Source organism: Streptomyces sp. 3MP-14, assembly GCF_006334905.2.
Taxonomy (GTDB): domain Bacteria; phylum Actinomycetota; class Actinomycetes; order Streptomycetales; family Streptomycetaceae; genus Streptomyces; species Streptomyces triticirhizae.
On the sequence record NZ_VDLZ02000017.1, the window covers coordinates 53,747 to 74,698 of the forward strand.

The 20,952-nt window shown below is 74.3% G+C and carries 16 protein-coding genes and 1 pseudogene; 10 read left to right on the forward strand and 7 right to left on the reverse strand.

Annotated features, from left to right (window positions below):
• Window positions 1-79 precede the first annotated feature (79 nt).
• Window positions 80-1,645: a glycoside hydrolase family 43 protein gene (locus FH609_RS25235; protein ID WP_139671821.1), complete on the reverse strand. Its 1,566-nt coding sequence runs from the start codon at window positions 1,643-1,645 to the stop codon at window positions 80-82.
• Window positions 1,646-1,941: 296 nt separating this feature from the next.
• On the opposite strand from FH609_RS25235, the gene FH609_RS25240 reads away from it, so the two are divergent.
• Window positions 1,942-3,006, forward strand: a complete 1,065-nt coding sequence (locus tag FH609_RS25240) for an enoyl-CoA hydratase/isomerase family protein (RefSeq protein WP_139671824.1) — start codon at window positions 1,942-1,944, stop codon at window positions 3,004-3,006.
• Window positions 3,007-3,372: 366 nt separating this feature from the next.
• Here FH609_RS25240 and FH609_RS25245 read toward each other — a convergent pair whose 3' ends face one another.
• The gene (locus tag FH609_RS25245; protein WP_139671826.1) at window positions 3,373-6,102 is read right to left on the reverse strand and encodes a beta-L-arabinofuranosidase domain-containing protein; all 2,730 of its coding nucleotides are present in this window, start codon (window positions 6,100-6,102) and stop codon (window positions 3,373-3,375) included.
• Between the two features lie 218 nt (window positions 6,103-6,320).
• Here FH609_RS25245 and FH609_RS25250 point away from each other — a divergent pair, with 218 nt between their 5' ends.
• On the forward strand, window positions 6,321-6,941 hold the full coding sequence (locus FH609_RS25250; protein ID WP_139671829.1) for an L-threonylcarbamoyladenylate synthase: 621 nt from the start codon (window positions 6,321-6,323) through the stop codon (window positions 6,939-6,941).
• A gap of 25 nt (window positions 6,942-6,966) precedes the next feature.
• Here FH609_RS25250 and FH609_RS25255 read toward each other — a convergent pair whose 3' ends face one another.
• Entirely contained in the window at window positions 6,967-7,446 is a 480-nt protein-coding gene (locus FH609_RS25255) for a DUF6069 family protein (protein WP_193318036.1), read from the reverse strand.
• A 259-nt stretch (window positions 7,447-7,705) separates the two neighbouring features.
• Between FH609_RS25255 and FH609_RS25260 the strand changes: the two genes are divergently transcribed.
• Entirely contained in the window at window positions 7,706-8,194 is a 489-nt protein-coding gene (locus tag FH609_RS25260) for a cupin domain-containing protein (protein WP_139671832.1), read from the forward strand.
• Window positions 8,195-8,376: 182 nt separating this feature from the next.
• Window positions 8,377-9,585: an acyl-CoA dehydrogenase family protein gene (locus FH609_RS25265; protein ID WP_405379102.1), complete on the forward strand. Its 1,209-nt coding sequence runs from the start codon at window positions 8,377-8,379 to the stop codon at window positions 9,583-9,585.
• Window positions 9,586-9,604: 19 nt separating this feature from the next.
• Here FH609_RS25265 and FH609_RS25270 read toward each other — a convergent pair whose 3' ends face one another.
• A complete protein-coding gene (locus FH609_RS25270) occupies window positions 9,605-10,006 on the reverse strand; it encodes a hypothetical protein (RefSeq protein WP_139671835.1) in 402 nt (133 codons plus the stop codon).
• A gap of 220 nt (window positions 10,007-10,226) precedes the next feature.
• On the opposite strand from FH609_RS25270, the gene FH609_RS25275 reads away from it, so the two are divergent.
• From FH609_RS25275 to fxsA, 5 genes are all read left to right on the forward strand, one after another.
• The gene (locus tag FH609_RS25275) at window positions 10,227-10,670 is read left to right on the forward strand and encodes an Lrp/AsnC family transcriptional regulator (protein ID WP_122184083.1); all 444 of its coding nucleotides are present in this window, start codon (window positions 10,227-10,229) and stop codon (window positions 10,668-10,670) included.
• A 116-nt stretch (window positions 10,671-10,786) separates the two neighbouring features.
• Window positions 10,787-12,424: an amidohydrolase gene (locus tag FH609_RS25280; RefSeq protein ID WP_139671838.1), complete on the forward strand. Its 1,638-nt coding sequence runs from the start codon at window positions 10,787-10,789 to the stop codon at window positions 12,422-12,424.
• A gap of 494 nt (window positions 12,425-12,918) precedes the next feature.
• On the forward strand, window positions 12,919-14,694 hold the full coding sequence (lnt, locus tag FH609_RS25285; protein ID WP_226961941.1) for an apolipoprotein N-acyltransferase: 1,776 nt from the start codon (window positions 12,919-12,921) through the stop codon (window positions 14,692-14,694).
• Between the two features lie 4 nt (window positions 14,695-14,698).
• Window positions 14,699-15,487, forward strand: coding sequence for a polyprenol monophosphomannose synthase (locus FH609_RS25290; protein WP_139671845.1), 789 nt, complete (start codon window positions 14,699-14,701; stop codon window positions 15,485-15,487).
• Window positions 15,468-16,079 (forward strand): FxsA family membrane protein, encoded by a 612-nt coding sequence (gene fxsA / locus FH609_RS25295; RefSeq protein ID WP_139671848.1) that lies wholly within the window; start codon window positions 15,468-15,470, stop codon window positions 16,077-16,079. Before FH609_RS25290 ends, fxsA begins: the two co-directional genes overlap by 20 nt.
• 121 nt (window positions 16,080-16,200) lie before the next feature.
• Here fxsA and FH609_RS25300 read toward each other — a convergent pair whose 3' ends face one another.
• Window positions 16,201-16,575: an RNA polymerase-binding protein RbpA gene (locus FH609_RS25300; protein ID WP_122184078.1), complete on the reverse strand. Its 375-nt coding sequence runs from the start codon at window positions 16,573-16,575 to the stop codon at window positions 16,201-16,203.
• A gap of 280 nt (window positions 16,576-16,855) precedes the next feature.
• Window positions 16,856-17,506 (reverse strand): annotated as a pseudogene (locus FH609_RS25305) (YczE/YyaS/YitT family protein); the annotation flags it as partial.
• Window positions 17,507-17,631: 125 nt separating this feature from the next.
• Here FH609_RS25305 and FH609_RS25310 point away from each other — a divergent pair.
• Window positions 17,632-19,143 (forward strand): PLP-dependent aminotransferase family protein, encoded by a 1,512-nt coding sequence (locus FH609_RS25310; RefSeq protein ID WP_139671851.1) that lies wholly within the window; start codon window positions 17,632-17,634, stop codon window positions 19,141-19,143.
• A 91-nt stretch (window positions 19,144-19,234) separates the two neighbouring features.
• Here the strand turns inward: FH609_RS25310 and FH609_RS25315 are convergent, their stop codons facing one another.
• Window positions 19,235-19,618 (reverse strand): VOC family protein, encoded by a 384-nt coding sequence (locus FH609_RS25315; RefSeq protein ID WP_139671854.1) that lies wholly within the window; start codon window positions 19,616-19,618, stop codon window positions 19,235-19,237.
• Window positions 19,619-20,952: the final 1,334 nt, after the last annotated feature.

Genomic DNA, 20,952 nt, shown 5'->3' on the forward strand with positions numbered 1-20,952 from the left:
GGGGAGTTGGGCAGGGGCGTCGGGCAACGGGGCGCGGCTCCCGGCCGGTTGCCGGGAGCCCGTCCGCCGTTCCTCGTTCCTACGGCTCGTCGATCGTCACGTTGTCGAACGTGGCCAGCGCGCCCTCGGCGCCGGAAGGTCCTGTGGTGCGCAGGCCGTTGGCGCCGGCGGCGTGCTCCGCGTCGGTGGCGGTGAGCAACGGCTCGGCCTGGTCGCCGAGATGGACCGCGAGGTCGGCGCCGACGGCGGTGACCCGCACCCGCACCGTGTCGCCCGGTGCCAACTCCACCGGCGCCGACGCCAGTTCGACGGACTCCCCGCCAGCGACCCGGGCCAGCGTCAGCCGGTCGGCGGTCAGGGTGGCGTGGTAGCCGTCGAACTGCTCGGCCCCCGAGCCGAGTTGGGTGGCGCGGAAGGCCAGCCCCGCCTCGGCCTCCGCCGTGGCCAGGGTGATGTCGGCCGCGTAGTCGAGGTCGCCGAAGGCGGTGTCCTGGGTGGACAGCCCGCCGGGCGCGGTGCCCGTGTACCCGCCGTCGGCCGCCGTCCAGCCGCCCTCGCCCCAGGCGCGCCAGCCGATGGCGTTGTCGTCCTCGAAGTTGTCGCGCACCAGCATCTCGATGGGCTGGATGGTGCCGTCGGGGTTGAAGTACATCCGGTCGTAGGCGAGCGCCCGGTGGTTGCCGTCGGTCTCGCTGAGCGGCCTGCGGTGGTAGAAGACGTACCAGACGTCGGTGCCCGGCACGTTGACCACGGAGTTGTGGCCGGAGCCGCGCGCCACGGCCGGGTCCTGTTCGAGGACCCGGTCGACCCGCTCGAACGGTCCGGTGGGGGAGTCGGACATGGCGTAGGAGACGGAGTAGTCGGGCCCGGTCCAGCCGCCTTCGGACCACATCAGGTAGTAGGTCCCGTCCCGCTGGACCATGAACGAGCCCTCGGTGTAGTTCTCCGGGGTGATCTCCCGGAAGGTGGTCCCGTCCTCGAACTGGCCGAGGCTGGTCATGTCCTCGTTGAGTTTCACCACGTTGGCGTGGCTGTGGCCGCCGTAGTAGAGGTACGCCTGCCCGTCGTCGTCCAGGAAGACGTCCTGGTCGATGGGTTGGGCGCCGTTGTGGAACGCGCCGATCAGCGGCGCGCCGATGGCGTCCCGGTAGGGGCCCTCGGGCCGGTCGGCCACGGCCACGCCGATGCCGCCGAGTTCGTCGTCGCTCTGGATGTCGTTGACGCCGAAGTAGAGGTAGTAGCGCCCGTCCCGCTCGATCGGGGCCGGCGCCCACAGGGCGCGGCGGGCCCAGGAGATGTCGGCGATGTCCAGGACGCGCTCGTGCCTGGTCCAGTGCACCAGGTCGGTCGAGGAGAAGGCGTCCATGAACGTCTGCTCGTCATAGCCGCGCGAGGTGGTCGGGAAGACCCAGTAGCGGTCCTCGTAGACGACGATGTCCGGGTCGGCGTACCAGCCGTCCACGAACGGGTTGCCGGCCTCGGCGGTGGTCTGGTCAACGGCCGCCGGGGCGACGGGCGCCGAGGTGACGGGCGTGGGGCCGGCGGTCGCGGGGCCGTCCGGTGTGGGGTTGGCGAGCGAGGTGGCGGGAAGGAGGAGCAGCGCGGCGAGGGACAGCGCGGCGGCGAGCGCCCGCAGTGCTGGCATGGGGGGACCACCCTCTCTGGTGGCTTGCTGGCTGGCTCGTGGCGTGGGGGAGCCGCGCTCGACATCGATGTCAGCCTTCGGGTCCCCGGATCGCCAAATCCCCTTATCGAGCGGCGCGTTGGGATCGCTGACCAACGATGTCATGCGGGCTACCGGGAGTGTTGGGGTGGCCACGCCGTTCCGTCAAGACCTCCCGCGCGGTTCCGGTTTCCCGCTCCTCGGCCCGACGGCCGTAGGCTCGTCGCGGCAACCGCCCCGGCAGAGGCGCCGGCGGAACGACACGGAAGGGCAGGCGCGTGACGACCGAGGAACCCGAGGTGCTGACGTCCAGGACGGGCCGGCTCGGCCTGCTCACCCTCAACCGGCCCCGGGCGCTGAACGCCCTCAACCACCGGATGGTGCACGCCCTTTCGGCCACCCTCCGCGCCTGGGCGGCCGACCCCGACGTCGCCACGGTGGCGATCACCGGCGCCGGCGAACGGGGCCTGTGCGCCGGTGGCGACATCCGCGCCATCCACGCCGACGCCACCTCGGGCGCCCCCGACGCCGGCGTCGCCGCCGCCGCGTTCTGGCGCGACGAGTACCGACTCAACGCGCGGATCGCCCGCTACCCCAAGCCGTATGTGGCGCTGATGGACGGCATCGTGATGGGCGGCGGGGTCGGCCTCTCCGCCCACGGCACCCTGCGGGTGGTCACCGAACGCTCCCGCGTCGCCATGCCCGAGACCGGCATCGGTTTCGCGCCCGACGTCGGCGGCACCTGGCTGCTGGCCCGTGCGCCCGGCGAGCTGGGCACCCATCTGGCGCTCACCGGCGCGGAGATGACCGCCGGCGACGCCGTGCACTGCGGCTTCGCCGACCACTTCGCGCCGGCCGACGCGCTGCCCGCGCTGCTCGCCGACCTCGCCCGGCTCCCGGCCGCCGAGGCGGTCGCCGCCCACGCCCGCCCCGTCCCGGCCGGCGAACTCGCCGCCGAGCGGCCCTGGATCGACGCCTGCTACGCCGCCGACACCGTCGAGGAGATCCTCGACCGGCTGGCCGCCCGCCCCGAGCCGGCGGCCCGGCGGGCCGCCGCCACTCTGGCGACCCGCTCGCCGACCTCGCTGAAGGTCACCCTGGCGGCCGTTCGCCTGGCCCGCCGGCTCGGGGGGCTGGAGGAGGCGCTGGAGCGGGAGTACTGGATCTCCCGCGCGCTGCTGGCCAGCCCCGACCTGGCGGAGGGCGTTCGCGCCCAGGTCGTGGACAAGGACCGCAACCCGCGGTGGCGGCCCGCCACGTTGGCCGACGTCGGCGCGGCCGACGTCGCCCGCTACCTGGCGGCGCCGGAGCCTGACGACGGCCTGGGCCTGGGCTTGACCTGACGGCGCACCGCGCTCCAGGGGCGCGGGGAACTGCGCGGGTGATGAGGGACGAGGCGAGGTCGACAACGGTGGGGGGTGGTCTCGGTGCGTGGGCGGGTGCGGGCCCGGTGACCGTTGCTCGCGCAGTTCCCCGCGCCCCTGGGGTGGTGGGCGTTTGGGGGCGCGGGGAACTGCGCGGGTGATCTGGGACGGGCCGCGGACGACAACGGTGGGGGGTGGTCTCGGTGCGGCCTCGGCGGCGGTTGCTCGCGCGGTTCCCCGCGCTCCTCACCTACCCGGGGGCGCGGGGAACTGCGCGGGTGATCTGGGACGGGCCGCAGACGACAACGGTGGAGGACACGCAACGGCGCGTGGTCGCTCCCCTAGTCACACAAAGCGCCAGAGGTGGTCGTCCGTGCCCGAGTCCCGCCACTGGATAACCCTCGCACCGCGCTCCGTCGCCGCGTCCTGGACGCCGAGGACCAGCCCGCTGTGCGCGTTCACCACCCGGAAGTACCCGTCCCGCCCGTGCCGCAGCAGCCACCGCTGGTGCGCCGCTCCGCTGTCCTGCCACTGGACGACCGACGCGCCGGCCTCCGTCGAGGCGTCCGCCACCGACAGCACCAGCCCGCTGTTGCGGTTGCGCAGCAGCAACGCGCCGTCGCCCGCGCGCTCCGCGCCCCAGAAGTGGTCGGCGGTGCCGGTGTTGTCCCACTGGAGCGCGGGGCCGCCGTTCTCCAGCGACATGTCGAGGATGCCCAGCACCAGCCCGCTGTTGAGGTTTTCGAGCCGCTGCTCGCCGCGCGGCACGAACCACCAGCGGTTGTCGGGCGAGTCGTCGTCCGCGTCCTGCACGACCCGCGCGCCGCGCTCGGCCGAACCGCCCCTGACCGCCAGCACCTTGCCGCTGTTGGCGTTGCGCACCAGGTGGCTGCCGTCGCCCAGGTCCTCCACCGTCCACCGCCGTTCGGCGCCGCCGGGCCCCGCCTGCACGACGTCCGCGTCGTCGGCGGTCGAGCCGCCGGCGACGGCCAGCACCCGGCCGCTGCCGCCGTTGCGCAGCGCGAGGGCGCCGTCCGTCGGGTCCAGGTGCCAGTTCTGGTCGTAGGTGCCGGCCTCGGTCCACAGCAGCGCGGGCGCGCCGTCGGCGGTCGAGGCGTCCTCGACGCCGACCACCAGACCGCTGGCCGCGTTCGCCAGCAGCAGCCCGGTCCGCGTCCCGGCCCGCCCGTCGGCGTCCCAGTAGACGGTGTAGTTGTGGTGGTGCGCGTCGAGGAACGGGATCAGCGTCACCTCGGCCCCGTCCGCCGTGGCGGTGAACGTCAGCGGCTCGTCCGCAGGGGCGAGCGAGTCGGTGTCCAGCACCGGGAGTTGACCGTTCAGGTCGTCGTCGCCGTAGGCGCCGGAGAGCACCAGCGGGCCGTAGGTGACGGCCTGGACCGCCGCGTTGTCCGGCGTTCCGGCCAGCGCCAGCCGCATCGGCAGCCGCAGCGTGACGGTGTCGCCCGAGGCCCAGGCGCGGTCCACGACGGCCCAGCCGCCGGGCGCGGTGTCCGCGTCGTCCCACGGCTCGCCGTTGACGCTGACCGTCGCGCCCTCGCTCCAGCCGGGCACCCGCAGCCGCAGCGCCCAGGCGCCGGGCTCGCCGGTGACGGTCAGGGTGGTGGTGTCGGCGGCGGGGAAGTCGGTGGTCTGGGCGACGGTGACGCCGCGCTCGGTCCAGTCCAGCTCCGCGTTGACGAACAGGCTCACATACAGGCCGGCGTCGTCCTGGAAGAAGACCGAGTCCATCAGCTTGGTCTGGGTCTCAAGACCCGTGCCCTGGCAGCAGGTGAACGCGTGGTAGTCGTTGCTGTAGGTGCGCCGCCCGCCGGGGTTGGTCGGGGTGAAGTAGCAGACGTGGCCGTGCGGGTCCTGCGGGTCCTGCTGCCCGATCAGCTGGTTGAACAGGGCGCGTTCGTAGTAGTCGAGCAGCGCGACGCGCGCCGGGTCGAGCGCGAACAGCTCCCGGGTCAGCTTGAGCATGTTGTAGGTGTTGCAGCTCTCGCAGGTGTCCTGGGTCAGATGGCGGGCGATCTCCCCGGGCGGCCGGAAGTGTTCGGCGACGCTGTTGCCGCCGATCACATAGGTGTGGTCGTTGGTCACGATCTCCCAGAAGGTGACCGCGATCTGGCGGTACCGATCCTCGCCGGTGGCCTTGAACTCCCGGGCGCAGCCCACGATCTTGGGGATCTGGGTGTTGGCGTGCAGCCCGGCCAGCTCGTCCTCGCCGGCCGCCAGGGGGTCCAGGACCGCCGCGTGGTCGAAGCGGCGCGCCACCGTCAACCACCGTTCGTCGCCGGTCTGTTGGTACAGGTCGGTGAGGACCGCGTTCATCCCGCCGAACTCGATCCGCAGACAGGTCTGCATCTGCTCCGGCGTCAGCCGCCCGGTGCGCCAGTCCACCCAGCCGGCGAACGCCAGCAGCACGTCCCTGGCCTGCTCCTCGCCCAGGTGCCGCCACACGTCCAGCAGCCCGGCGAGGGTCTTGTGGAGGCAGTAGTACGGCACGCCCTTGCGCTGCCCGGTCTCCACCGTGTCGAAGTCGGACTCGGGGAAGCCGGAGAGGTAGCCGGCGTTGAACTCGGTGGGCGCCGCCTGGCAGGCCGCCAGCCCCGCGACCATCGCGCGGGCCTGTGCGCGGAAGACCTCCTCGCCGGTGGTCAGGAACGCGTGGGTCCAGGCGGTCAGGAAGTGGCCCTGGCTGTGGGTGCGGAACTCGAAGTCCGGCGCCTCCCAGCCGTAGCACTGCTCGGCGCCCTCGGTGGAAAGGCCGTGGTTGAGGCGGAAGTTGTACAGCAGGCGGTCCACGTCGACGAAGCGCAGGTACTCCAGGGTGCGCTCCATGTTGGCGCGCGCCCGGCCCGGGCCGAGCGTGACCCGCCCGAGGTCGAAGGGCCGGGCGAGGACGCCGAGGTCCTCGCGGGCCGGCGGCACGGCCAGGGCGGTGGCGGTCGGGCGTGCGCCCCCGGCGGCTGCGCGGGCGCCGCCGGCCGAGGCGAGGGAGGCGGTGGTGAGTCCGAGGGAGAGGGCGCCGGCGACGCCCAGGACCCTGCGACGGCTGGGGAGTTCGGACATGGCGAGGTGATCCTTGTCTGGGCCGGAGCCAGGGCCGGGAGGCCCGTCGGCGGTCCCGTGGGGGAGGGGTGTTCACATCGCGTGCGGCGTGTCGTTCCGTATCTCGAACAGCGTCCTGAAAGCCGAACATGACGGTAGGTTCGGCCGGAGGGGGTGTCAATCCTCCGCGCACGCACCCGTCACCCGGTCCTTGCGACGCGACCCCCTAAGGTCAACGCATGGCGAGATACCTTGATGTCCACCCGGAGAACCCGCAGCGCCGCGTGATCACCCAGGCGGTCCAGATCCTGAGCGAGGGCGGGCTGATCGTCTACCCGACGGACTCCTGCTTCGCGCTCGGCTGCCTCCCCGGCAACAGCGAGGGGCTCGACCGCATCCGCACCATCCGCCAGCTCGACAGCCGGCACCACTTCACCCTGGTCTGCCGCGACCTCACCCAGCTCGGCCAGTTCGTGCGGCTCGACAACGCGCCCTTCCGCGCCATCAGGGCGGCCACGCCCGGGAGTTACACGTTCATCCTGCCGGCCTCCAAGGAGGCCCCGCGCCGGGTGCTCCACCCCAAGCGCCGCACCGTCGGCGTGCGCGTCCCCGAGCACCCCGTCGTCCAGGCGCTCCTGGCGGAGCTGGACGAACCGCTGCTCTCCAGCACGCTGTTGCTGCCCGACCAGGAGGAACCGCTGACCCAGGGCTGGGAGATCAAGGAACGCCTCGACCACGTGGTGGACGCCGTTCTCGACTCCGGCGACTGCGGCACCGAGCCGACCACCGTCGTCGACTTCTCCGAGGGCACCGCCGAGATCGTGCGCCGGGGCGCGGGCGACCCCGCGCGCTTCGAGTAGCCGGCCCCCGCCGACGCTCCCGGGCTCATCGGCGAACGAGCGCCAGCCGGCGGGTCAGCGGCGGAACGACCACGGCGGCGGCCACCAGATGGGCCACGGCCAGCACCAGTTGCGTCGAGGTCGCGGTGTCCGTGGTGAGGAACGGCGGCACCAGCGAGAGCGCCGTCAGCACCCCCGTCGTCGCCGCGAAGATCCGTGCCGGGCGGCGCGTGAAGCGCGCCAGCACCAGCGCCAGCAGCACGCCGACCGTGGCGCAGACCAGCACGGCCGTGGCGAAGCCGCCGACCGGTATCTCGGCGGGCTCCTGGTCGCCGGTGGCGGCCAGCATCGAGACGCCCAGGCCGCGCGCGGCCAGCGCGAAGGCTTCGGTCAGCACCGCGCCGGCCACCACGGCCAACGCGCCGACCTGCCACACGGGCCGGCGCAGCAGACGGTCAACGGGGGCGGCGGGGCCGGCGGGGGCGGCCTGGGCGGCGGAGGTCGGGGAGGAGGGGGTGACGCTCATGGGGGGCTCCTTCAACTGGCCCGGCGCGGCCGGGCGTTGGGGTTCGGTTTCGGGTCTCACAGGGGCAGACCGCGGCGACCCGCCGGACTCATCGCCGCGCGGGCGCCGAGTTCTCGCGGGTTTTCCCGCCGGCGCGCCCGGGGGTCTTTGCCGCGCCGGCCGGCGGGGCATGATCGCCTGACAGGTCGTCGGCCCTTGTCGGCCGTCGTTGCCGTTGTTCGTTCGCAGCCGGGGAGGCGTAACAGTCGTGTATGCGCGCATGGTTGACGTGGTGTCGGGTCGTCGTTCGCGAGGCGGGCGCGCCCGGCGGTGGGGCGCGGTGCTCGGGGCGCTGGTCGGCACGCTGGCGCTGGCCACGCTGCCCTCGTCGGCCGCCGGCGGCGGGGAGCCGGTCGTGGAGCCGCTGACCGAGGGCCTCGCGCCCGACGGGCTGCGCATCGAGGCCGAGGGCCCCACCGACGTGGTGCAGCGGATCATCACCATCCCGCCGGGCGGCGAGACCGGCTGGCACTACCACCACGGGCCGTTGCTGGGCGTGATCGAGTCCGGCACCCTGACCAGGACCCTGGACGGCTGCGCCGTCGAGGTCTCGGGCCCCGGCGACGCCCTGGTCGAGCCGCACGGCGCCGACCATGTGCACAACGGCCGCAACCTCGGCAGCGAGCCCGTCGTCCTCTACGCCACCTATGTCGTGCCGCAGGGCGCGCCGCTGTCCGTCCCCGCCGAGAACCCGGGCTGCCCCGAGTAGCCGCCCCGAGGAGTCGACCACGCCGCCGAACGCTGGTTCACTGCCCAGCACGGCTCCGTACCACCCGTACCACCCGTACCGCCCGTACCGCCCGTACCACCCACACGTCACCCGTACGCCCGGGGCGAACCCCCGGGCGCGCGGCCTCGCGGGCCACCCTCGCCCGCCCCCCGGGAGAAACCATGAACACCATGCCGTCCACGCCCACCACGCGGTCCACCCCGTCCGAGACCCCGCCCGCCCCGAGCGGCGACGCCACCGACGAACTCCTCGCCCTCGCCCGCCGGGTGGCGGACCGCGAGATCCGCCCGCACGCCGCCGAGGAGGAGGCCGCCGGCGTCTTCCCCCGCGCGACGTTCGCGCTGCTGTCCCAACTGGGCCTGCTCGGCCTGCCCTACCCCGGCGAGCACGGCGGCGGCGACCAACCCTACGAGGTCTATCTGCGGGTGCTGGAGGAGCTGGCCGCCGCCCGGCTCACCGTAGGACTCGGCGTCAGCGTGCACACCCTGTCCTGCCACGCGCTCGCCAGCTTCGGCGAGGCGCGGCAGCGCGAACGCTGGCTGCCGGCGATGCTCGGCGGCGAACTGCTCGGCGGCTACTGCCTCTCCGAGCCCACCGCCGGCTCCGACGCCGCGAGCCTGCGCACCCGCGCCACCCGGGACGGGGACGACTGGGTGATCAACGGCACCAAGGCGTGGATCACCCACGGCGGGATCGCCGACTTCTACACCGTCTTCGCCCGCACCGGCGAGGACGGGCCCGGCGGCATCAGCGCGTTCCTGGTGCCGGGTGACGCGCCGGGCCTGACCGCCGCCCCGCCCGAGCGGAAGATGGGCATGGCCGGCTCGCCCACCGCCCAGCTGCACCTCGACGGCGTGCGGGTGTCGGACGAGCGCCGGCTCGGCGCGCCGGGGCGCGGCCTGCCCATCGCGTTGGCCGCGCTGGACGCCGGCCGGCTCGGCATCGCCGCCTGCGCCGTCGGCCTGGCCAGGGCCGCGCTGGAGGAGGCGCTGGCGTTCGTCGCCAGGCGGCGGCAGTTCGGCCGCCCGGTCGCCGACTTCCAGGGCACCCGCTTCCTGCTGGCCGAGCTGGCCACCGGGATTGAGGCCGGCCGCGCGCTGTGCCTGGCGGCCGCCCGGCTGAAGGACGCGGGGCGTCCGTTCACCGCCGAGGCCGCCATGGCCAAGCTGTTCTGCACCGACACCGCGATGCGGGTCACCGTGGACGCCGTCCAGCTGATGGGCGGCTACGGCTACAGCGCCGACTACCCGGCCGAGCGCTATCTGCGGGAGGCCAAGGTGCTCCAGATCGTGGAGGGCACCAACCAGATCCAACGCCTGGTCATCTCACGGGAGTTGCTGAGGAACGCCGCCCCGGCCGACGCCGGCTGAGCCGGGTCCGAGCGCCGGCTCAGGCGGCCTGCCGCAGGGCCGGCGCGGGCCCCGAGGCGTGGGAGAACGGCTGGAGCCGCCAGTCGAGCCCCTCCGGCAGCGCCGCCAGCGTCAGCGAGTCGCCGCCCGCCGGCCGCGTCCAGGTCAGCGCCCAGCCCGACCCGGCCGGCTCCCGGCCCGAGCCGGGACAGACCGTCAGCCCGAACGGCTGCCAGGGAGTGGCGACCAGGGCGTGCGAGGGCAGCGGCGCGTCCGCCGCGTCCAGCGCGACCGAACGCGAGCACTCGGGGCAGACCGCCCGCGCCACCTCGACGTCGGACAGGTCCCGCTCGTCGAGCGTCTCGTCGAGCGGGGCGGCGGCCGTTCCGGAGAGTCGTTCCTCGTCCGCTTCGGCGCGCCGGGGTCGTTCAACAGTGGGCATAAATCCCCCTTGAAGGCACATGCGGTGGCCACTGCAAGAGTTGCCCGCGCCGATCGACGGATAATCACCCGCCGCACCCCGCCCCCGGGCCGACCCTGTGGTCTTGGTCACAGCCCGGCGACGAACGGATGTGCCCCCGTCGCCCCTGTGCCCGGAAGATGTGCGGAAAGCGACCGCCGGGCCGCCCACGGTGCGGGTAGGTTACGGAATCGTGAGTGACGTGGAGGACCCCCTCGACCGGCGCATCGTGGAACTGCTCGTCAGGGACGGGCGGATGAGCTACACCGACCTGGGCAAGGCCACCGGGCTGTCCACCTCCGCCGTCCACCAGCGGGTCCGCAGGCTCGAACAGCGCGGCGTCATCCGGGGATACGCGGCCATCGTCGACCCGGACGTCATAGGGCTGCCGTTGACCGCGTTCATCTCCGTCAAGCCGTTCGACCCCAGCGCCCCCGACGACACCGCCGAACGGCTCGCGGAGGTCCCCGAGATCGAGGCCTGCCACAGCGTCGCGGGCGACGAGAGCTACATCCTCAAGGTCAGGGTCGCCACCCCGGCCGAGCTGGAGCACCTGCTGGCCAGAATCCGCTCCCTGGCCGGCGTCTCCACCCGCACCACCGTCGTCCTCTCCACCCCCTACGAGTCCCGCCCGCCCCGGATCTGAACGGGCCCCGCCCCCGCATCCGAACGGGCCCCGCCCCCGGACCAGAACGGCCCCGCCCGCCCGGGAGCCCACCCCGCCGCGCCCCCCGCCCCCCGCCGGGCGGGAGACTGTGCGCCATGACCCGACGCACCACCCCCGCCACGGCGCCCTCCACGCTGCTGCGGCGGGGCGAGATCCACAGCCCGGCCGACCCCTTCGCCACCGCCATGCTGGTCACCGGTGACCGCGTCGCCTGGCTCGGCTCCGAGGCCGCCGCCGACGCCCTGGCCGACACCGCCGACCACACCGTCGACCTCGACGGCGCCCTGGTCACCCCGGCGTTCACCGACGCGCATGTGCACACCACCGCCACCGGCCTGGCCCTCACCGGCCTCGACCTGACGTCGGCGCCCAGCCTGGCCGCCGCGCTCGACGCCATCCGCGCCTTCGCCGCCGCCCGCCCCGCCGGCGAGGTGCTGCTTGGCCACGGCTGGGACTCCGCCCGCTGGCCCGAGCGCCGGCCCCCGACCGTCGCCGAACTCGACGAGGCCGCCGGCGGCCGCCCGCTCTACCTCTCCCGCGTCGACGTCCACTCGGCGCTGGCCACCACCGCGCTCCTCGCCCGCGTTCCCGGCGTCGCCGACCTCCCCGGCTGGTCCGCAGACCGGCCGCTGACCGGCGACGCCCACCACGCGGTCCGCGCCCACGCGTTCGGCGACCTCACCCCCGCCCGCCGCGCCGAGGCCCAGCGCGCCACCCGCGCCCACGCCGCCGCCCTCGGCATCGGCGCGCTCCACGAGTGCGGCGGCCCCGAGATCTCCAGCGAGGACGACCTCACCGCGCTCCTCGCCCTGGCCGCCGCCGAGCCCGGACCCCGCGTCGTCGGCTACTGGGCCGAGCTGGTCACCGAGCCCAAGGACGCCACCCGCATCGCCGAGTTGGGCGCGGCCGGCGCTGCCGGCGACCTCTTCGCCGACGGCTCCCTCGGCTCCCACACCGCCCACCTCCGCGCGCCCTACGCCGACGCGCCCGGCACCGGCCTGGCCCACCTCACCGAGGACCAGATCGCCACCCATGTCGCCCTGTGCACCGAGGCCGGCCTCCAGGCCGGCTTCCACGCCATCGGCGACGCCGCCGTCACCGCCGTGACGCGCGGCGTCCGCGCCGCCGCCACCCGCGTCGGCGTCGAACGCGTCCGCGCGTTGCGCCACCGCGTCGAACACGCCGAACTCCTCACCGAGGAACTGGTCGCCGAGCTGGCCGCACTCGGCCTGGTCGCCTCCGTCCAGCCCGCGTTCGACGCCGCCTGGGGCGGGCCCGACGGCATGTACGCCGCCCGGCTCGGCGCCGAACGGGCCGCCGCGCTCAACCCGTTCGCCGCCCTGGCCCGCGCCGGCGTGCCGCTCGCGTTCGGCTCCGACGCCCCCGTCACCCCGCTCGACCCCTGGGGCGCCATCCGCGCCGCCGCCCACCACCACACCCCGGACCACCGGATCTCGGTGCGCGCCGCCTTCGCCGCCCACACCCGGGGCGGCTGGCGCGCCGTCGGCCGCGACGACGCCGGCGTCCTGGTGCCCGGCGCCCCCGCCGACTACGCCGTCTGGGAGACCGGCGAACTCCTCGTCCAGACCCCCGACGACCGCGTCGCCCGCTGGTCGACCGACCCCCGCTCCGGCACCCCTGGACTGCCCGACCTCACCCCCGGCACCCCGCTGCCCCGCTGCCTGCGCACCGTGGTCGACGGGCAGATCGTGTACGACCGGCTGAACGAGTGAGACCGGCGCGGGACGATACCGCCGAACGACGGCTAGCGCCGCGTCCGGAACCGCGTCCCCGCTCCGCACTGACCTGCCGCTTTGACCAAAATGCCCAGGTCAGACCGGTGTTGACACCGGGCGGGCGTCCGGGGGTAGGTTCGGCCGGGTCCACCACAGGACGTCCGACCGGCGCTCCTTCACGCAGCCGTCGAACGCTGCTGGGCCAGAGGGCGGGCGCCATCCCGGCGCTCCGCCACCGGGAGCCAGGTCCAGTGTCCGCGGCACGGGGGCGGGAGGTTTCGCCCGGTCGGCAGGTGCGACCCGGGCGGGGCCCGGACGCTCAGTAGACAACGGCCTTCGGTTGACCCGCAGCCAGCGGGTCCCGGGTCGGACCGAAGGGCGCCGGGCTCCGGTCCGCAGGCTGGTCGAGCGGGCCCGTGTGACCGCGCACTCCCTCGTTCGGGGTACGGTCGTTCATCATCGCCCCGCTCCGCAGAGAGGCCACGACCGTGGTGCTATCGGGCCCAGAGACGACCACCAGGGACGAGTCCGACGACCGGCGCCCGCGCCCGACCGCCCCCGAGGGGCCGGCCGACCGCGCGCCGACGCCGTCGGAGCGCCGCCCCCGCTGGCCGCGCCGGCTGCTCGCCGCCCTGCGGCACGACTGGCCCGCCACCGTGCTCGCCGCGCTCGCCGGCCTGGCGCTGGTGCCGGCGTTCCCGCCCTACGACGTCTGGCCGACCTCGCTGCTGGCCGTCGCCGCCCTCTCGCTGCTGACCCGGGGCCGCAGCGCCCGCAGGGGCGGCTGGCTCGGCTTCGCGCTCGGCTTCCCGTTCTTCCTCGGGCTGCTCAGCTGGCTGCGCGTCATCGGCTGGGACGCCACCGTCGGACTCGCCGTCATCGAGGCGCTGTTCCTCGTCCCGATGGGCGCCGGCCTCGCCGCCACCGCCAGGATGCGCGCCTGGCCGCTGTGGGCGGCCTGCCTGTGGGTCGCGCAGGAGTGGGCCAGGGACCGCGTCCCGTTCGGCGGCTTCCCGTGGGGGCGGCTCGCGTTCGCCAACACCAGCACCCCGTTCACCCCGCTGGCCGCCGTCGGCGGCGCCCCGCTGGTCACCTTCGCCGTGGCCCTCACCGGCGCGCTGCTGGCCTGGGCCGGGCTGCGGCTGTGGCACCTGCACCGCGCCGGGCTGCTCGCCGGCCGCGCGGCGCTGCCGGCGCTCGGCGGCGCCGGCCTGGCGGTCGCCGTCGGCGCCTCCGGCTACGCGGTTCCGGTGCCGACCGGCGCCAGCGACACCGTCTCGGTCGCCATCGTGCAGGGCAACGTCCAGCAGGCCGGCATGGACTTCCTCGGCCGCCCGATGATGATCCTCAACAACCACGTCGACGCCACCCTCCAGCTCGCCGACGACGTGGCCGCCGGCCGCACCGAACGCCCCGACCTGGTGCTGTGGCCGGAGAACGCCTCCGACCTCGACCCGTACTCCCGCCCCGAGGCGTACGCGGCGATCGACCGCGCGGCCCGGACCATCGGGGTGCCGATCCTGGTGGGCGCCCTGGTCGACCACCCCACCGAGGAGGGCTACGTCGAGAACCAGGGCATCGTCTGGGACCCCGAGACCGGCCCCGGCGACTCCTACACCAAGCAACATCCGGTGCCGTTCGGCGAGTACGTGCCGTTCCGCGACCAGCTGAGCGTGCTGATCTCCCGCCTGGAGCGGGTGCCGCGCGACTTCTGGGCGGGCGAGCACTCCGGCGTGCTGGACGTCGGCCCGGCCCGGCTGGGCGACGTGATCTGCTTCGAGGTCGCCTACGACGACATCGTCCGCGACACCGTCAACGAGGGCGCCCGCGCGCTGGTCGTGCAGACCAACAACGCCACCTACGGCAACACCGGCCAGCCCGAGCAGCAGCTGGCCATGTCCCAGCTGCGCGCCGTCGAGCACGGCCGGGCCGTCGTCACCGTGGCGACCAGCGGGATCAGCGCCGTGGTGCGGCCCGACGGGTCGATAGAGCAGCGCACCGAGGAGTTCACCCAGGACGTGCTGAGCACCGAACTGCCGCTGCGCGACGGGCGGACCTTCGCCGACCGGGTCGGCGCTGCGCCCGAGTGGGCGCTGGCCCTCGGCGGCCTGCTGGCCTGGGCCTGGACCGGCCTCGGCCCCCGGCTGGCCCGCCGCAGGGCCACCGCCCAGGCCGGCCCGGAGTCCGGCGGCGAGGCGGACGGTGCCGGGGCGGACGGCGGTGAGGCGAGCGGCGCCGAGGACGGGGCAGGGGAGCGGAAGGAGTGAACGGGTGAGGGACGGCGCGCGGGACTTCCCGCCGCTGGGCCGGGTCCTGGTGATCATCCCGACCTACAACGAGGCGGACAACCTGCCGCCGCTGGTGAAGCGGCTGCGGACGGTCGTGCCCGACTGCGACGTGCTGGTCGCCGACGACGACAGCCCCGACGGGACGGGCAAGCTCGCCGACGAGCTGGCCGCCGCCGACCCGGGCGTCCACGTGCTGCACCGGGCGGGCAAGGAGGGCCTGGGCGCCGCCTATCTGGCCGGCTTCCGCTGGGGCCTGGAGCGCGGCTACGGGGTCCTCGTCGAGATGGACGGCGACGGCTCGCACCAGCCCGAGGAACTGCACCGGCTGCTGACCGCCCTGGCGACGGCCGACATCGTGCTCGGCTCCCGCTGGGTGCCAGGCGGCCGGATCGTCAACTGGCCGCGCTACCGCCAGCTGCTCTCCCGGGGCGGCAGCGCCTACTCCCGGCGGGTGCTCGGGCTGCCGATCCGGGACGTCACCGGCGGCTACCGGGCCTTCCGGGCCCGGGTGCTGGACGGGGCGCTGCTGCGCGACGTCGCCTCGCAGGGGTACTGCTTCCAGGTGGACCTCGCCCACCGGGCGATCCGGGCCGGCCACCGGGTGGTCGAGGTGCCGATCACCTTCGTGGAACGCGCCCACGGCAACAGCAAGATGAGCCGGGACATCGTGATCGAGGCGCTGTGGCGGGTGACGGCCTGGGGTGTCGCCGCCCGACTCGGTAGATTCCCCCGACGCCAGGCACACTTGCACCATGACATCCGGGAGTCCTGACCCGTACCGAGGCCGGCGCACGGGCGCGACCCGCGCGGTCCGCCGCCGCCGTGGCCCCCTGGCGCTGCTGCCGCTCGCGGTGGCCGCCTGGGCCCTGCTGGAGATCTGGCTGCTGATCATGCTGGGCCACGCCGCCGGCGGGCTCACCGTCTTCCTGGTGCTGGCCGCCGGCGTCGTCGCCGGCGCGCTGGTGATCCGGCACGCCGGCCGCCGCGCCTGGCAGCGGCTGGCCGCCCAGGCCAGGGGCACGGCCGAGCCGGGCACCCAGCCCACCGGCGGCGGGGTGCTCACCATGCTGGGCGGCCTGCTGCTGATGGTGCCCGGGCTGCTGTCCGACGTCGTCGGGCTGGCCTGCCTCTTCCCGCCCACCGCCCGGCTGATGCGCCGCGCGGCCGGCCGCGCCCTGGAGCGCTACACCTGGCCGGCGGGGCCCGCGTTCCGGGCGGCCGGCGAGGCGCATCGCCGGATGCGGCGGGACGGGGACGACCGGATCGTGCCGGGTGAGGTCATCCGCGACGAGGACGAGCGGGGCGACGACCGTGGCCGGGACCGCGCCGAGGGCGAGGGACCCGAAGGCCCGCACCGCCCCTGAACCCGCTGCCCCTGAACCCGTTGCGCGGCGAACCCGTTTCACGGCAGCACGAAGGCCCGGACCGCCTCTCGGCGATCCGGGCCTTCCGTGTCCCTGGACGGACGCCCGGCGAGGGCTCCCGTCACGCGGTCTTGCGGCTGTCCCTGGGGTGGACCGCGATGTTCATCGCGCCCGAACGCAGCACCGCCAGCCGCTCGGCCAGCACTTCTTCCAACTCCTCGCGGGTACGCCGCTCCATCAGCATGTCCCAGTGCGTCCGCGCGGGCTTACCCTTCTTCTCCTCGGGCCCCTCGCCGTCCACCAGCAGGGCCTGGGAGCCGCAGACCTTGCACTCCCACTCCGGAGGGATCTCGGCCTCCACCGAGAACGGCATCTCGAACCGATGGCCGTTCTGGCATTGGTACTCCACCGCCTGACGCGGCGCGAGGTCGATACCACGGTCCGTCTCGTAGCTGGTCACCACGAGCCGCGTGCCGCGCAGAGCTCGCTCACTCATGAATCGTGCCTCCCGGGCTGGTCGCCCACAGGACAGGTGTCGCTGTCATCATCAATCAGGTCAACGTCCGGTCGGCGGTGAAGATTCCCGTTGTAGGTCATACGTCGCCCGTCGTACCGCCCCTTCTTGTACCCACCGCCGCCCGGTTTGTCACATCTGAGAGGGGATGTCACCCGGCGTCCACAGAGGATGGCTCGTGGTCACGGCCCATCCGGCGGGACCAAGGGCGTAGAATACCCCGCCTTCCCCGGTCTTCGAAATCCATTCCGGACCCGGCCCCTGGTCGCGTGTCGGCCCCGTCCTCGGCCCCGTCCTGGGTCCTGCCCTCGGCCGCCTCGTCGGCCGTGTCCTCCGGGGTCGCCAGCACCCGCAGAAAGAACTGCGCCAGCGGTCCGATCGCCAGGGCGTAGACCACCGTTCCCACCCCGGCCGTTCCGCCCAGCAGCACGCCCACCAGCAGCACCGACGCCTCGATCCCGGTTCGCACCAGCCGGATCGACCGCCCGGTGACCCGGGCCAGCCCCGTCATCAGCCCGTCCCTGGGGCCCGGGCCGAAGCGCGCCGATATGTACAGGCCGGTGGCCAGCCCGTTGAGCGCCACCGCGCCCACCATCAGCAACACCTGGGCGGCAACCGGCTTCACCTCGGGCACCAGGGCCATCGTCGCGTCGATCGCCAGGCCCACCAGCAGCACGTTGGAGAGCGTGCCGAGACCCGGACGCTCCCGCATCGGCCACCAGAGCAACAGCACCAGCGCGCCTGTGATGTTGACCACCAGGCCGATCGACAGCCCGGTGTGCTCGCCCACCCCCTGGTGGAACACGTCCCACGGATCGAGTCCGAGCCCCGCCCGCACCAGCAGGCCGGCGCTCGCGCCGTAGAGCAGCAGACCGACATAGAGCCTGACCAGGCGGTGTGACATCCGGCGCATGGGCGGGGATCCCCCTCGGGTCGCGATGGTGCTTGAATTGGACTGGTACAACCGATCCGGGAGTACCCTCCGGCCTGATCCAGGGCCATTGACACGTCCAATTCGGGGAAGGTGGACCGATTTTCATGGCCGAGTGGACCTCGACGGTCGGAACGGGGCAACTCGCGCGGCTGCTCACCTCCCAGGACGGCTACGGGCGCGCGCCCGGCGCGCGGAAGGTCCCCGCCTACCGCGCGCTCGCCGACGGCGTGCGCCTGCTGGTGCTGGAGGGCCGCGTCCCGGTCGGCGCGCGGCTCCCCGCCGAACGCGAGCTGGCCGGCGTGCTCGCCGTCAGCAGGACCACCGTGGCCGCCGCCTTCGACGCGCTGCGCGGCGAGGGCTTCCTGGAGTCCCGGCGCGGCGCCGGCAGTTGGACCGCCGTGCCCGCCGGCCGGCCGCTGCCCGCGCGCGGACTCGAACCGTTGCCGCCGGAGGCCGTCGGCTCCATGATCGACCTCGGCTGCGCCGCGCTGCCCGCGCCCGAACCCTGGTTGACCCGCGCCTGCCAGGCCGCGCTCGCCGAACTCCCGCCCGCCGCCGCCACCCACGGCGACTTCCCGGCCGGCCTGCCCGCGCTGCGCCGCGCCCTCGCCGACCGCTACACGGCGCGCGGGGTGCCCACCATGCCCGAGCAGATCATGGTCACCACCGGCGCCATGGGCGCGATGGCCGCGCTGTGCCGGATGTTCGCCGCCGGCGAGCGGGTCGCCGTCGAACACCCCTCCTACGCCAACGTCCTCCAGCTGATGCGGGACGCCGGCGCGCGGCTGATCCCCGTCGCCATGACCGAGGGCGCCGACGGCGCCCCGCGCTGGGACCTGCCCGCCTGGCGGAGGACGTTCGCCGAGGCCGCGCCGCGCATGGCGTATGTCGTCGCCGACTTCCACAACCCGACCGGCGCCCTCGCCGACGAGGAGAGCCGCCGCGCGCTGGTCGCCGCCGCCCGCTCGGCCGGCGCCACCCTCGTCGTCGACGAGACCATGGTCGACCTCGCGCTCGACGAGGAGGCGGAACGTGGGATGCCGCGCCCGATGAGCGCGTTCGACCACGGGGGAGCGGGCGTGATCACCGTCGGCTCGGCCAGCAAGTCCATCTGGGCCGGGATGCGGATCGGCTGGGTCCGCGCGGCGCCCGAGGTGATCCGGGGCCTGATCTCCCGGCGCGCCTATGCCGACCTGGGCAGCCCCGTCCTCGAACAGCTCGCCGTCACGTGGCTGTTGACCTCAGGCGGCTGGCAGGAGGCGGTGGCGCAGCGCCGGGAGGAGATCCGCGCCAGCCGGACCGACCTGGTGCGGGCGCTGCGGGAACGGCTGCCCGACTGGGAGTTCACCGTGCCGGCCGGCGGCCTGACGCTGTGGGTGCGGACCGGCGGGCTCTCCGGCTCCCGGATCGCCGAGGCCGGCGAACGGTCCGGCGTCCGCCTCCCCTCCGGGCCGCGCTTCGGTGTGGACGGCGCGTTCGAGGGCTATGTCCGGCTGCCGTTCACCGTGCGCGGCCCGGTCGCCGACGAGGCGGCCGGCCGGCTGGCCAGGGTCGCCGAGATGGTCGCCCACCACGGGGCCCCACCGGTGGACCTGCCGGCCGGCTACACGAGTTGACCCTCCGGGGGCTTCGGGAACCTTGGGGTTCCCTCGGCTTCGGGGACCTCGGGGGTTCCGTTGGCTCCGGGGGCTCTCGTGGCTCGTCGGCTCAGGGGGCGTCGGGGCCCTGGAGGATCTGGAGGTAGTTGCCGTCCGGGTCGACGACGGTGGAGAAGTACCAGCCGCCGCCCACCTCCTCCACCGGGCGAATCCAGGTCACGCCGAGGGAGTTGAGGTGTGCCTCGGCCGCCCGGATGTCGTGCACGGTGATGTTGATCAACTGCCGCCCCGGCTCGACGGCCCGCTCGGCGACGTCGTCCCGCTGGTCGAAGCCGATGATGGCGCCGGGTCCGACCATCAGCATGTGCCGCTCCCAGCGCGCGCCCAGCGGTTCCAACGCCGCCCGGTACCACTCGATGAGCCGCACCGGATCGGTGCCGCCGATCACCACTCCGAGCCCGGAGACGTTCGCGTTCTCCGCCGTCGCTGCCATGGTTCTCGCCTCTCCTTGGTGGTTGTTCCGGTTGTTCCGGTTGTTCCGGTCCTCGGTCCTGGCCGTGTGCCGGATTCCGAGGCTGGAAGGGTGGACCGGACCGGCGACCGAAACTCATCGCGGGGCCCTGGTCCTGGCCGGGCCGGCTTGGCGGGGGTGGTTTGGCGGGGCCGGGTGCCGGTGCGGGTGGTGGGTGGGTGCGGGGTTTGTCTGCGGGCCGGTGGCCGGTGCGGGGCAGCCCGACTGGTCGTTTGTTGGTCGACGAGACTCGTTGTGAGGGGTTGGGGTTCTGGCGCGGGCTACGACGCCTGGCCTACATGGCGCACGATCGGCCGGGTGCGGGCGTAACGAATACCGGCAGGAGGCTGGCTGGGAAGGGGGGCGCGGCTTCCGGGAGGTGGAGTTCGTTGCCGCCAGGGGTGGTCGGGAATGGCGACCGTGCCCTCCGGGCGCAGGGACCGCGCCGAGTTCGAGGGTCGGTTGGCCGCTGGGGGCGTGCGTGGCGCGCACCGGCTTCGCCGGCCTGCCCCGGCATGTCGCCCGTCTCGGACGTGACCGATCGTCGGGCGTCTCGTGGGGACGGTTGCGGTTGTTCTGGTTAGCCGGCGGTGGGTGGGGTGTTCGGTTAACGACCACGCTGCCGCGCGAACATCGCCTGCCGTCTTGGTAGTCAGCGGGCCGTCGACTCCCGAAGGCGGGCGCGCCGGGGGGTGGGGGGACCTTTTTTATAGGTGCCCGTTTGGAAGTGAACAGATCGTTCAACCACCCAGGCTCGCACGGTCCACCCGGCCGACCAGGACGCCTCGTTGGGATCTTCGTGAAGTCGCGCTCCGGGCGAACCGGGCTGTCAACGACGGGCCGCAGGGAGGTACGCGGCCAGGCAACTGTCCCGGTCGCGGCGTTCTTCGCAAGCTGCCCAACCCCGGGACGAGTCGGGTCAGTTCGGCAGCGTCCGGCCGCCGAGGGTTTGCCAGCCCGGCCCGGCGCCGCTCTTCAGCCGCTGCCCCGTGTGTTGGGCCGTAAGCCGGGCGCGAGCCGTGCCACGCCGATCCCGCGCACATCCGGCGTGGCTCCGGACAGTTGGCCCTCCACAATTCCGAGCGCGGTTACGGCAGTTCGGCCGCAGGCCGTCGCGCGCCCCCGGCGTGTGCCGGCCATCGGGGCTGGGCCCTGATGGTGGCCACGTTCCCCGGCGCGAGCCGAACCTTCCGCCGGTGGCAGCCCGCAGGGCGACACGCTCCCCACCCTCGGCCTCCCGGGCGGGAGTCGGGCAGTTCGTCGCTGGCCGGCGGCAGGTGCCACGCTCCCCGGCCCAGGCGGGACCACCTGCCTCG

Excerpts from the sequence above, each read along its gene's own strand:
- FH609_RS25235 (WP_139671821.1), bottom strand. The coding sequence starts at position 1,645 with ATGCCAGCACTGCGGGCGCTCGCCGCCGCGCTGTCCCTCGCCGCGCTG.
- FH609_RS25245 (WP_139671826.1), bottom strand. The coding sequence starts at position 6,102 with ATGTCCGAACTCCCCAGCCGTCGCAGGGTCCTGGGCGTCGCCGGCGCC.
- FH609_RS25250 (WP_139671829.1), top strand. The coding sequence starts at position 6,321 with ATGGCGAGATACCTTGATGTCCACCCGGAGAACCCGCAGCGCCGCGTG.
- FH609_RS25255 (WP_193318036.1), bottom strand. The coding sequence starts at position 7,446 with ATGAGCGTCACCCCCTCCTCCCCGACCTCCGCCGCCCAGGCCGCCCCC.
- FH609_RS25260 (WP_139671832.1), top strand. The coding sequence starts at position 7,706 with ATGGTTGACGTGGTGTCGGGTCGTCGTTCGCGAGGCGGGCGCGCCCGG.
- FH609_RS25265 (WP_405379102.1), top strand. The coding sequence starts at position 8,377 with ATGAACACCATGCCGTCCACGCCCACCACGCGGTCCACCCCGTCCGAG.
- FH609_RS25270 (WP_139671835.1), bottom strand. The coding sequence starts at position 10,006 with ATGCCCACTGTTGAACGACCCCGGCGCGCCGAAGCGGACGAGGAACGA.
- FH609_RS25280 (WP_139671838.1), top strand. The coding sequence starts at position 10,787 with ATGACCCGACGCACCACCCCCGCCACGGCGCCCTCCACGCTGCTGCGG.
- fxsA (WP_139671848.1), top strand. The coding sequence starts at position 15,468 with ATGACATCCGGGAGTCCTGACCCGTACCGAGGCCGGCGCACGGGCGCG.
- FH609_RS25300 (WP_122184078.1), bottom strand. The coding sequence starts at position 16,575 with ATGAGTGAGCGAGCTCTGCGCGGCACGCGGCTCGTGGTGACCAGCTAC.
- FH609_RS25310 (WP_139671851.1), top strand. The coding sequence starts at position 17,632 with ATGGCCGAGTGGACCTCGACGGTCGGAACGGGGCAACTCGCGCGGCTG.
- FH609_RS25315 (WP_139671854.1), bottom strand. The coding sequence starts at position 19,618 with ATGGCAGCGACGGCGGAGAACGCGAACGTCTCCGGGCTCGGAGTGGTG.